The organism is Dysgonomonas sp. 37-18 (assembly GCF_001899125.1).
Classification (GTDB): Bacteria; Bacteroidota; Bacteroidia; order Bacteroidales; family Dysgonomonadaceae; genus Dysgonomonas.
Genome location: NZ_MKVC01000023.1, coordinates 127,890 through 140,503, shown reverse-complemented (window position 1 = coordinate 140,503; position 12,614 = coordinate 127,890). Strand labels below are relative to the sequence as shown.

The window sequence follows — 12,614 nt, the reverse complement described above, 5'->3', positions numbered from 1 at the left end:
ATCATTTGAACTGATAAATTGCATTACACCATACAAGGGTATCTTTCGGGTCGGTCATCTCGCTCAGTGAAGAAAGCCCTCTCATTTCGAGCGTTTTCTCCAAGCTTAAAGCCTGATTAAACGAACGTATAGTATCATTACCTCTTTCGTTACGATAACGCACCAAAGCTTTAACCCTATATAAGTTATCTGCATTACCAAGAGCCACAAATACTTTATGCCAAGTCTTGTTTACCGTATCAAGTTTATTTATAAATAGAGAATCTTTTTCGTAAACATAGCTGGATACTATTTTTTTTTGTCCTAAAGAATCAACATAGGTCAATTTATCATTGTCAAATTGAATCCTTATATTATCATATAAATCATATTTATACGAACCTTCAAAGAAATAATTTGCCAACTCAGTTCTTCTCAATTCATTAAATTGCACTTGCTTTCCACCTGTAGCCGAACCCGCATACACGGCGAGGCTAGACAAGTCTACATTTGTTACCTGTAGTACACCATCCACTTCCTCCTCACTCGAACAGCTGACAAAAAACAGTGCGCAAAATATTATATATAATATACTTCTCATTATCCGGCTTGTTTTTCTAAAACGTAAAGATAATCAAAACAGTTTTATTCCTGCCACAAAATAGTTATCTCCTGAGTCGACAGTCTCTATCGGTTCTAATTTTATATAGCGAACTTTTTCTGAATTCGTTGCAAACAAAGTAACTTCTTGTTTTACCGGATTATTAGCTATATTATTGAAAATAGCATTCTTCTTAACTTGTGCCCAATTCTTGCCATCTAAGCTGATATAAAAATTATATCTGAGAATATTTGATGATTGTACTTTATTGAAAGGAACATAAGTAAAACCTTTGATTAACACAGCTTCACCCAAGTCGATTACCAATGGAGTCTTTTTCTTTACTTCGAGGAAAGTATTATCATCAGTATCTGCAATTTTTGACAGATCAGCAACAGGCGATACTAATTTCCATTTAGATGTAGAAAGGCTCTTATTATTTTCTTTATTTACTGCTTCTGTCGCCGAGAATGATTCGGGAGCATTATACAAACTTACTTTGCTGATTAGCGGACAAGCAAGAGCAGTAAAAGCTATCTTCAGTTTTTGAGTAGAGATCGCAGGGAAGCGTAAAATACGTTTGTAGCCTATTGTTGTAGCATCCGTCAAGTCTTTCCAAACTCCGTTATCCCAATATTTTACACTAAACGATGCCACTCTTTGCCCTAATGGGATATATTCTTGTAATGCCAAACGGTTAAATGTCTTCGCTTGTTTCAAATCAATTTCAATAGACGGATTTAATTCACTATCGTCTGTAGCCCAATACGTGTTATAGTTATCGTCAAGCAGGTTTGCAACAGAATATTGGGCAGCGTTGTCTCTAACATTACTTGCTTTTATTTCAGCGCCTTCAATCAAATCTTTGCTAAATGATTCTTCTCTTGCTTTACGAAACTCCATCAAACGAATAGAGTCGTTGGCATTAATACGCCCTGTGCGATCGGGAGGAACATTCAACAACAAGTTAGAATTACGTCCCACAGAAGTATAATATATATCCATCAATTTATCTACTGACTTTACCTTATCGTCTGTAGACGGACTATAAAACCATCCCGGACGAATAGAAACATCCGTTTCGGCAGGAACCCATGCTTCACCACCTTGTACGCCTGTATTTAAAATATCTACTGACGGTGCTCCGTGTCCCGGTTCATAGCCCTTAATATTAAGTGTAGACCAGTTAGTCTTACCTGCAACACCTTGCTCATTACCCATCCAGCGACAGCCTGGGCCTACATCACTGAATATTACAGCTTGAGGTTGATTTCTATATACTGTATTGTGAAATAAGTTCCAATCATAGACTTGTTTTTTGCCGTCTTTCCCTTCTCCGTTTGCACCATCAAACCATTGCTCAAACACTTCTCCGTATCCTGATAGCACTTCGTTTAATGTATTTGCAAAAACCTGATTATACTCAGGGGTTCCATAAGCAGGATGATTTTGATCCCAAGGAGACAAATAAACTCCAAACTTTAAACCATATTCGCGGCAAGCTTCAGAAAGCTCTTTCAACAGGTCTCCTTTTCCATCTTTCCAAAGGCTTTCTCTTACTGTATGCGTACTATATTTACTTGGCCACAAACAAAAACCATCGTGGTGCTTTGCCGTGATAATGATACCTTTCATACCTGCAGCCTTCGCTGTAGCTGCCCATTGACGACAGTCCACATTGGTAGGATTAAATACCTTCGGGTCTTCTTTTCCATTCCCCCATTCTACATCGGTAAAAGTATTAGGGCCAAAATGGGTGAACATATAATATTCCATTTGTTGCCAGTTGACCTGATCTTGCGTTGGTATCGCTCCATAAGCCTTTAGTGGCTGATTCTGGGAATTAGCAGTTTGATATAAAAATAAAAAAAGGAAAAAGGTTAAACTCAATTTGAATTTCATGTTATCTCAGTTTATTAGAACTATAAAAATAAGTTTGGTAATTCTTTTGCTTGAACGAAACAAAAGAACAAAATATTATAAACAGGTTAATTTATCTGCCAAGCGCTTCTAAATTTGCAGCCCGCAATTGTTTAGGGAAAGTACAACTTTCGTCTATTATATAAACCCACTTCGGATTTTTTATTATTTTCTTCGAATTTGAGCTGCCGAATGTACGATCACCATCTTCTACAGGATCAAAATATTCGGAAAAGTCCACTTGTTCGTTTTCTTTAGACGAAATAATAAATATACGATTCGTCATAATGAAGTAACCATAAGTCTTTTCTCCCGGTTCATACATTTTGTTCCATTCATTATCGAGAGCTGTAATATCCAATTTCAACACGCCTTTATCTTTCGAAAATAAAATTTTGGTTACCGGCCAAAGATATCCGTTTTTCCTGCGAAAAATAAAGTTGCTGATATCGGAAGCTAAATGGCCTATCTTTTCATTCTTCAACGAGTAACATGATAAAGTCAATTTATTTACGTCACCGTCTGAATGAGAAATAGCAAATATCTCGGATAAAAAACAGATACAGAAAATTGTTAAGATTGCAGCTTTTTTCATAACAGTACTAATATTTCAGCGTCACAAAAATACACTATTTTTTCTCTTTTCTGTGCTTAATATTATAAATGCTATAAATAGTTAATCTTTTTTATCAGATCAGACTAATAATTTATTTTTGTATAAAGTTATAAAATAGTTAAAGGCATGAATAATATTGTTCAGATATTGAAAAAAACCGGCCTTTTTTTATTTGGAGTTCTATTAGTAATTTGGGGCTATAAGGTAAATGCCGCCAATACTGAAGAAAAAGCCAAAGAGGAAAAAGAAAAGAATACAAAAGAAGTTGAACACCCCATCGTCTTACCCCCTGCTGACGAACCCAAAACCGAAGAGCAGCCCGTAAAAGAAGAGGTAAAGAGTTTAACTGCTCCGGCTAAAGTATCTACTGATAAGAAAAAAGCAGAAGATGTGAAGCCTAAAGCTTCTACCACACCCCAGACAAAAAAATCAGCAACAGCTGTAGAGAGTAAAAAGGAAAACCAGACGGAAGAAAAAAAGGTAGAGGAAGTCAAGCAAACCGTTATAGAAAAAGCAACACCCGAAGAATCGTCAGGAACAGAGTAAACCTGTAAATGGAATTATTATACAAAGCCCAGACCCGATTCTTATTCCATTCGCATATAAAAATCAAGATATCTGCTTTTTACGAAGAAAGCATATTTGATGAATTATTTGCGATTCTCGAACATGTGGATAAGAAATACAATTCGTATCAAGCAGGTTCTTATTTCGACATAATAAATAAGAACAGCGGCAGCTTTGTAGATGTTGATAAGGAAACTGTAAATATATTAAATCAGGCAATTACAATCTCAGATTTCTTTAATGGAACTTATGACATTACAGTCATGCCACTTATTAGGCTATGGGGATTCTACAAAGATGAACAACGGCAAACACCCTCAATCAAAGAAATAGAAGATGTAAAAAAGCTGATTGATTATAGGCACATAGAGATAAACGGAAAAAAAGTCAAGATAAAAAAAGGACAGGAAATCATTACTGGTTCGTTCATAAAAGCCTATGCTGTAGATCGTCTGACTGAAAGAATGCTTGAATTGGGAATAAATGATGCGATAATCAATGCCGGAGGCAGTACGATAATGGCAATAAATAACGAATCGCACCTACGATGGCAAGTCATGGTGAGGCATCCCCAAACGGAAGAAGTTTTATTCAAGTTAAACATTGCAAATCAGGCATATTCTACATCATCTCAGTCCAAAACTTTTGTAAGTATAGATGGTAAAGAATATGGGCATATACTAAATCCTATTACGGGTTTCCCTTCGACAAACAAGCAGGTGGGAATTATCAGCGACAAATGTATGGTAGGCGATATGATCTCTACGGCTCTGTTTAACGAATCGGCAGAAGGATTTTTAAAAAAGATTGATCTGCTATCGGAACATTACAACATAAAAGGTTTTATGCTCGATAGTGATAATAATATTATATACACTCAAGATTTCAGATAGTTATTTCAAATTAAAATAACAAAAGCTATGATAATGCACATACTTTCGATGAAAGGGAAAACCAAGAAGAAGAGTATTCAGGATATTGAAGACGCTCCATTTCTATACATTCCCCTCGCAGAATATTTAGGCTGTGCTCCTACTCCTGTTGTCAATGTTGGCGATAAGGTCAAGAAATACCAATTGATAGGAGAAGTAAAGGATAAGTTTGCGACCAAAGTACATGCGCCGGTATCGGGCGTGATTTTGGAAACAAAAGACTATCCTTTTGCAGATGGCTCTTCTGTAAAAACCATCGTTATCCAGAACGACTATAAGGACGAGGAAGTAAACGACATTTCGTACAAAGATTACAACCAATGTAGCCCCGAAGAGTTGATAGAGCGAATTAAGGATGCAGGTATAGTAGGACAAGGTGGAGCTCAATTTCCAACAGCTATAAAATATAGCGTTGGGGAACATAAGATACATACCTTTATTGTAAACGGTGCAGAGTGCGAACCTTATCTTACGTCAGATTATTCACTGATGGCAGAACGTACCGAAGAGCTATTTAAAGGAATTGATATCATAAAAAAGATACTTAATGCCGACAATGTTATCATTGGTATAGAGCATCAGAATAGAGAGCTTTTAAAAGTATTTGCTCCATATCTGCAACAAGAAGAACATAAAGGCTACAAAGCAATATTATTGCCCGATCAGTACCCTCAAGGTGGCGAGCTGCAATTAATAAAGTCTGCCACAGGCATTGAACTACCAAGATCGAAGCGACCAGCCGAAGCGGGAATTATAGTGAGTAATATCGGTACTATCTACTCTGTTTATCAGGCGGTAGTAAATCACAAACCAGTTATCAGCCGAATAATAACAATCTCAGGTGAGCGATCTATTAATTATGGCAATTACGAAGTGAAAATAGGAACACCGATACGACATATCACAAAATCGCTAGGGATAGAAACTTCGGGTAATACCATCATACAAGGAGGTCCGATGATGGGAAAGGCAATACAAGACCTGTCGATACCTGTAACCAAAGGTGCATCGGGAATACTATTCCTAAAGAAAAAAGAAGTGAAACGGAGTAATTGTATCTCGTGCGGTTATTGCGTCGATGTATGCCCTATGCGTCTGATGCCAATGAAGTTTGAAGAAAACTATAGAAAAAAGAAATACTTCAATCTTGAAAAATACAGTATCAGCAGTTGCATCGAATGCGCAGCTTGCGAATACATCTGCCCAAGTAATGTGCCGCTTATAGAAAGCATAAAAGAAGGAAAAATAAAACTTAAAGAACTAGCAAATGCAATCAGATAAAACAATATTTGCTCCCTTTGTCAGGAAAAGTGATAGTACCAGCCGTGTAATGGCAGATGTTATTTTAGCATTGCTCCCATGTATAGCCATGTCTTATCTGGCATTCGGGTTTGTACCTGTCATGGTAATCTTGGTTGCAGTAGGAAGTGCGTTATTAACAGAATTTTTATTCTCCATTATCTTTTCCAAAAACACGGAATCTCTTTCTGATGGGTCAGCCATTATTTCGGGAATTCTGCTTGCATTCACAATAGCACCTTTCACTCCTCTCTATGTTGTTGCATTCGGAGGAAGCATGGCCGTTCTGTTCGGAAAATTACTCTGGGGTGGCTTAGGACGTAATATATTCAATCCTGCGCTGATCGGACGAGAGTTTATGACTGTATTCTTTCCCGCTGTAATGGCTTCACGCACTATTTGGTACGACAAGACGGCGGTGAATATAAATGAGCTCAATATATTTAACGACAGTTTTATAAACCAACTATTTTATAAAGCATCGGGAGCAATAGGCGAATATTCGATATTCTTTTTAGTGCTAGGCGGTTTGTTCTTGTTGATTAGGCAAAGAATCTCATGGCACATCCCATTTGCCTTATTAGCGGCTTTCACTGTATTGCTTCTTACCGTGTCCAACCTGACCGAATATACAATACAGTTTTCTTTGGGAGGCTTATTACTGGGCACTATATTTATGGCAACAGACATGCCCACAAGTGCAAGCACCAACTATGGAAAGTTATATTATGGAGCGATGATAGGTTTAACAGCAATACTCTGCATCATCAATGATGTGAAGTATGAATACATGTCTTACTCGATACTATTGTTGAATGCCTTCGTTGTACCTATCAACTGGGTATTCCGTCCGAATGTATGGGGACAAAAATTAGATCTTCTTACCCGTTTGTGGCAAGGTCTATCACTTACGGCATGTATACTAATGGCTACATTCGCTGTTATCTATCTGCATCATACAGGGTTGATAATGTATCTTGTATTTATTTATATTGCTTATTGCATCATAAGGTTCATAGCGAAGGGAGTAAAAGCGGAATAGCAGAGAAAAATATCAATACAAAAAAAGAGCAGACCGTCAGATCTGCTCTTTTCTATTTTTTATATCTCACCGAATTATAAGTTCAGACCCATAATTACAGAAGGGAAAATCCCAAGTAATAGATTCAAAGATATAGCGATTACAGCTACAGCTTTATATTCGAAAGGAACTCGTAGAGGCTCTTCTGTCTCGCTTTCTTTGGTGATCATTATATTTGCTACTCCCAGATAATAGAACACTGCTATAATCGAATTTATAATACCGAATATAACAAGAACTAAGTGGCCTGATTGTAACATCTGATCAAACACAAAGAACTTCGCAAAGAAGCCTGCAAAAACAGGAATTCCACTTAATGACAACAATGCGCAAATAAATATTGCAGTCAACACCGGCTGACGTTTCACCAAACCAAAGAAATTTGTCATATCCTCATTGTCTTTTCCTCGGCAAACACCAAGTATTACAGCGAATGCAGCAATACCCGCCAAGCTATATGCTGCGGCATAATACAATACTGTATTTGCAGATGTGCCAATTGAAAGTAAGGTCATCATCATAAATCCGGCGTGTGATATCCCCGAATAGGCCATCATACGCTTTATGTTTTTCTGCTTCATTGCTGTTACGTTTCCGACTGTCATTGTCAATATAGACAAGACGATCAATACGATCTGATATACAGGTGTTACCGCAACAGACAATATTGTTACTACCTTAAACAATGCCCCTATTGCAGCCACCTTTACCAAGGTACTCATCAGAGCAGTAGAAAGTGTAGGTGAACCTTCATAAACATCAGGTGCCCAAAAGTGAAACGGTACGATAGATGCTTTAAACATCAAACCGACAGTCAACATCACAAAACCTAGACTAAACCATATAGGTAAAGATCCAGCCTGAGCAGTAGATGCAATAGCAACTGTAGCTATATCGAACGAACCAAATGCACCATATATGAGAGCAATACCAAACAGAATAAAGCTGGACGCAAATGCACCCATAATGAAATACTTCATACCGGCTTCGTTACTTCGCAAGTTCTTCGGATCGCTGGCTGCCAAAATATAAGCGGCAATAGACAATACCTCAAGTCCCACAAAAAACATAATAAAATTTCCGAAAGAAACCATAGCCACAGCTCCGGCCACTAGAAAGACCTTCAAGGCTACATAGTCGGCAATCTTATCTATTCTGTCTTGATAAAACTTGGGACTCATCGCAAGAATCAGTACAGCAAGAATAATAAACAGGATAGAGAATCCTTGCGAAAACCCTGTTGCTACCAACATATTGTACTTATCCGTACCAAGGAAAGATTGTCCTAAGTAAAACTCGGTAACAGTCAACCCCAATACAGCAATCAGTCCAATTAGCGTAACTGGTATAAGGATTTTTCTCAAATTGAATATCTCTAATAAAAGGCAGATTATACCTAATGCTGAGATGGCTATCAATGTACTCATTATATATCTGGCTATTTTTATCTGTTAATATACATTACTATCTCTGTCAGGCTTGTAGATACCAAGTCTGTAACCGGCTTCACATACACCCCGAAAAATATAAGTACTCCTATTATTAAGGCGAAAACTACCGTTTCGGTCTTCGACAAATCCCTGAACGGATTCACGGATGGTTCTCCTAACATTACCTGCTGATACATTCTCAACATAAAGAGAGCACCAAGGAACAATGCTGTTCCTATTGTAAGGGCGTACCAAAGATTTACCTGATACAATCCGAACATTATTGTAAACTCTCCGATAAAGTTAAATGTAAGCGGTATACCGATAGAAGAAAGGATGCTTATAAAGAACGCCACCGAAAACTTTGGAGCATGTTCTTTAATACCACCCATCTTACTTATAGTCAATGTATGCATACGTGTTTGGATTACATCTGCGGAATAGAACATACCCACAATACCAAAACCATGAGCCAGTATAAGTATCACAGCTCCTTCTAGTCCATCGTATGTCAACGCATAAGAGCCCGCCGCAATAAATCCTACGTGAGACAATGATGCATACGCTAAAAATCTTTTCAAGTCGTCCTGACGCAGCGCCATAATAGCTCCGTATACAACTCCAATAATACAAAGGATCACGATTATTGTTCTGAACTCGTTTGATGCGTAAGGAGTTACGGGCAACTGCCAACGAATAACGCTATATGCTCCCATCTTAGACATAATACCTGCAAGTAACATAGTACCTATTGCCGGTGCTTTCTGATACACATTTGCCTGCCAAGTATGGAAAGGGAAAATCGGTATCTTAATAGCATAAGCAAGGAAGAATGCCAAAAATATCCAGATTTGTTCTGTTTGGCTCAGACTTGCATTATAGAATGCTTCTAGCTGAAAGCTTCCCGTTTTTGTATACATGTATATAATGGCAGCAAGCATAAACAATGATCCGGCAAATGTAAAGAGGAAGAATGTCATCGCAGCCTTACGTCTTTTGACGATTTCGCCGTTACCCCACAATACGATGATAAAATAGATTGGGATAAGAGACATTTCCCAAAACACATAATATAAAAGAGCGTTGCTGCTTAAAAATGCGCCTACCATAGCAAAAACCATAAACATGACTAAGCTATACAGCATCTTTTCATTCTTAAATTCGCGCGATTGCGTACCCAGTATAATTATAGGCAGCAGTATCGTAGTCATTAATATCATAGCCATCGACAAGCCGTCGGCCTTTAACGAAAACGAGATATTAGGCTTACTAATCCAATCTATGCTGAAATTTGCTCCTGCTGCTCCGTATTTAAGACATAACGCTACCGAAAAAATAGCTGCGGCAACACCGAACAACATAGCTACTTTAGAGGCAAATCTATTTCCTGATAAATAAGTAAGAATTGCACCTACCAATAATATGATTAATATAATAGTGATATTCATGTTTCTTTTTTAATTTTTATACAAGAAATAAACAGATGATTAGTGCACTGAATCCCAACACAAAGAAAAACAGATAAAAACCGAGACTTCCATTCTGTAGTCTTCGCGCCGGAACTGTCAATAACTCGACCAAGCCTCCGAAGCTTTTCAGTATATTTTTTAATGCTCTTTCTACTACACTTTCAAAGAAGCCGGCTAAAGCATAAAGAGGTTTTACAAATAATGCATCGTATATTTCATCAATGTAGAATTTGTTATAAGATACTTTAGCAACTCCCGAAATCTCATCATCCTCAGCAGGGACTTCAGATTTCTTTATATATTTAAAGTATGCCAATGCAATACCAACTATAGCGATGATAGTAGAAATTACCATTGTCATCACCATCTGATCTACAGGAGCATGTTCGCCTGTAATACCCGGTAATATTGGCTCTAGGTAACCGTTCAACCAGCTAAGCCCTCCGAAAGGAATACTGATAAGCCCTCCGAAAAATGCTAAGAAAGCCAGCACGATAAGCGGCAGAGTCATACTGCTTGGCGATTCGTGCAAATGATGTTTCTGTTCTTCTGTACCTCTAAACTCTTTGAAGAATGTAAGATATAGCAAACGGAACATATAGAATGCAGTAAGCAAAGATGCTAACGCTGCTAGAATCCATAAGAAAATATTATGCTCGAAAGCTGTCAGCATGATTTCATCTTTGGAGAAGAAACCTGCCAAAGGCGGAATACCTGCAATTGATAACGTAGAGATCAAAAACGTATAATACGTCGTCTTCATCTTATTCTTAAGACCTCCCATCTTGCGCATATCCTGTTCGCCTCCCATAGCATGAATAACTGAACCCGAGCCAAGGAATAAGCAAGCCTTAAAGAATGCGTGTGTAATCACATGAAATACTGCCACGTGATAAGCACCCAGCCCAAGAGCCAAGAACATCAGCCCGAGCTGCGATACGGTAGAGTATGCAAGTACTTTCTTTATATCATTTTGTGTAAGAGCTATCGTTGCAGCAAATAATGCAGTTACAGCACCTACAATAGCAATCAGAGTCTGAATATCGGGAGTGAGATCAAATATAAAGTTCAATCGTGTCACCATAAATATCCCCGCTGTAACCATCGTTGCAGCATGTATGAGTGCCGATACAGGAGTAGGACCTGCCATCGCATCGGGCAACCAAGTATATAAAGGTATCTGTGCACTTTTACCTGTAGCCCCTATAAACAATGCCAATGTGGCAACGCCCAACAGTGGGTCGGGACTGGTAACAAGATCTTTTAGCGAAACATAGTCCACCGTTTTGAACATATAACCCAATGTAAAAATACCGATAAGGAAACCTAAGTCTCCGATACGGTTCATCACAAAGGCTTTCTTTGCCGCATCGTTGTTTTTATGATTTCTCGACCAAAAACCGATAAGCAGATAAGAACACAAACCTACACCTTCCCAACCGATAAACATAACGAGAAGATTGCTTCCCGAAACAAGTATCGTCATAAAGAAGATAAATAAATTCAGATATGAGAAATAACGGTCTATATTTTCATCATCGTGCATATACCCCATCGAATAGATGTGTATCAGCGTACCGATACCTGTCACAAACAACAACCATACTAGCGACAGTTGGTCGAGGGTGAAAGACAGATCAGTTGTAAACTCCCCTAATGCAATCCATTGAAACAGGTTGACATTGAAAACCTGACCTGTAGAAAGATTTTGGATGAAAAGGTAAAGAGATATTACAAAACTTATAATTACAGCTGTGGTAGCAATAATTCCGGGTAATGTGCGACCCGTTAGTTTTTTACCAACCAGCAAATTAATTGAGAAACCGATAAACGGACTAAGCAAGAGTATTAATACTAATATTGTTTCCATCCAAATTTATCCTTTTAAGTTTTTCAATTCATCAATATCTATCGTGCCTATGTTTCTGTAGATGGCAACCAAAATAGCCAATCCGACAGCCACCTCTGCCGCAGCTACGGCCAATGAGAATATCACAAACACTTGTCCGCTGGTATCCTGATGATACACAGAAAAAACAGCCAACAACATATTGGCAGAAGCCAGCATCAATTCTACCGACATCAACATCACAATCGTACTCCTACGATACAATATTCCAATTGCACCCACACAAAACAATAGTATGCAGAGGTAGATGTAATTGTCAATTCCTACTTGTTCTAATATATTATTCAGCATAGCTTAAGCTTTTTTCTCTTTTTTAGAAATAAGTACTGCCCCGATCATAGCCGTTATAAGCAATATAGAAGCAAATTCAAATGGCACTAAATACTCGTCAAGCAGCACCTGACCAATAATACTTACCGACTGATAGTCTAACCCCTCGGTTTTGTATGTTTCTATCACAGGCGTAGCCTTCAAGAGCGCAGCCAACAGGACAATTCCCATCAAGCAGCTCGATATTGTAGCCGCCACACGACTGATCACTTTTTTCTTTGGCTCGTGGCTTTCACTCAGGTTCATAAGCATCAGAGTAAATAGCAATAACACCATGATAGCTCCGGCATAAACCACAATATTTATAACCGATAGAAACAAAGCATTCAGCAGCAAAAAGTGCCCCGATATGGAGAAAAAACAGATAATCATATACACTGCACTATGGATAGGATTCTTAGACAATACCGTCAGAAGTCCCGTACCGAGTGTTATGGTTGCCAGAATATAAAAAATTATTGTAATCATATCATTATTTATC

The 12,614-nt window shown here is 38.1% G+C and carries 12 protein-coding genes; 4 read left to right on the top strand and 8 right to left on the bottom strand.

Annotation, left to right across the window (positions count from 1 at the left end):
* Position 1: 1 nt before the first annotated feature.
* The 3 genes from BGO84_RS08295 to BGO84_RS08285 form a co-directional block, all read right to left on the bottom strand.
* Positions 2 to 580, bottom strand: a complete 579-nt coding sequence (locus BGO84_RS08295) for a hypothetical protein (protein WP_291028762.1) — start codon at positions 578 to 580, stop codon at positions 2 to 4.
* A 33-nt stretch (positions 581 to 613) separates the two neighbouring features.
* A complete protein-coding gene (locus tag BGO84_RS08290; protein WP_291028761.1) occupies positions 614 to 2,482 on the bottom strand; it encodes an alpha-L-fucosidase in 1,869 nt (622 codons plus the stop codon).
* Positions 2,483 to 2,573: 91 nt separating this feature from the next.
* A complete protein-coding gene (locus BGO84_RS08285) occupies positions 2,574 to 3,095 on the bottom strand; it encodes a hypothetical protein (RefSeq protein ID WP_291028760.1) in 522 nt (173 codons plus the stop codon).
* Positions 3,096 to 3,242: 147 nt separating this feature from the next.
* Between BGO84_RS08285 and BGO84_RS08280 the strand changes: the two genes are divergently transcribed.
* The 4 genes from BGO84_RS08280 to BGO84_RS08265 are packed head-to-tail and all read left to right on the top strand — an operon-like array spanning position 3,243 to position 6,956.
* Positions 3,243 to 3,662, top strand: coding sequence for a hypothetical protein (locus BGO84_RS08280; RefSeq protein ID WP_291028759.1), 420 nt, complete (start codon positions 3,243 to 3,245; stop codon positions 3,660 to 3,662).
* A gap of 8 nt (positions 3,663 to 3,670) precedes the next feature.
* Positions 3,671 to 4,576: an FAD:protein FMN transferase gene (locus tag BGO84_RS08275; RefSeq protein ID WP_291028758.1), complete on the top strand. Its 906-nt coding sequence runs from the start codon at positions 3,671 to 3,673 to the stop codon at positions 4,574 to 4,576.
* A 27-nt stretch (positions 4,577 to 4,603) separates the two neighbouring features.
* Positions 4,604 to 5,896, top strand: a complete 1,293-nt coding sequence (gene rsxC / locus BGO84_RS08270; protein WP_291028757.1) for an electron transport complex subunit RsxC — start codon at positions 4,604 to 4,606, stop codon at positions 5,894 to 5,896.
* Positions 5,883 to 6,956: an RnfABCDGE type electron transport complex subunit D gene (locus BGO84_RS08265; protein WP_291028756.1), complete on the top strand. Its 1,074-nt coding sequence runs from the start codon at positions 5,883 to 5,885 to the stop codon at positions 6,954 to 6,956. The genes rsxC and BGO84_RS08265 overlap by 14 nt, the downstream gene beginning before the upstream one ends.
* 74 nt (positions 6,957 to 7,030) lie before the next feature.
* On the opposite strand, the gene BGO84_RS08260 is transcribed toward BGO84_RS08265, so the two are convergent.
* The 5 genes from BGO84_RS08260 to BGO84_RS08240 are packed head-to-tail and all read right to left on the bottom strand — an operon-like array spanning position 7,031 to position 12,601.
* The gene (locus tag BGO84_RS08260) at positions 7,031 to 8,422 is read right to left on the bottom strand and encodes an NADH-quinone oxidoreductase subunit N (RefSeq protein ID WP_291028755.1); all 1,392 of its coding nucleotides are present in this window, start codon (positions 8,420 to 8,422) and stop codon (positions 7,031 to 7,033) included.
* 17 nt (positions 8,423 to 8,439) lie between these two features.
* Positions 8,440 to 9,873 carry an NADH-quinone oxidoreductase subunit M gene (locus BGO84_RS08255; RefSeq protein WP_135104846.1) on the bottom strand — a complete coding sequence of 478 codons (1,434 nt, stop codon included), beginning with the start codon at positions 9,871 to 9,873 and terminating at the stop codon, positions 8,440 to 8,442.
* A gap of 16 nt (positions 9,874 to 9,889) precedes the next feature.
* A complete protein-coding gene (gene nuoL / locus BGO84_RS08250) occupies positions 9,890 to 11,764 on the bottom strand; it encodes an NADH-quinone oxidoreductase subunit L (protein ID WP_291028754.1) in 1,875 nt (624 codons plus the stop codon).
* A 6-nt stretch (positions 11,765 to 11,770) separates the two neighbouring features.
* Complete coding sequence (gene nuoK / locus BGO84_RS08245) at positions 11,771 to 12,094, bottom strand: NADH-quinone oxidoreductase subunit NuoK (protein ID WP_252638624.1); 324 nt, start codon at positions 12,092 to 12,094, stop codon at positions 11,771 to 11,773.
* 3 nt (positions 12,095 to 12,097) lie between these two features.
* Entirely contained in the window at positions 12,098 to 12,601 is a 504-nt protein-coding gene (locus tag BGO84_RS08240) for an NADH-quinone oxidoreductase subunit J (protein WP_291028753.1), read from the bottom strand.
* Between the last annotated feature and the right edge of the window lie 13 nt (positions 12,602 to 12,614).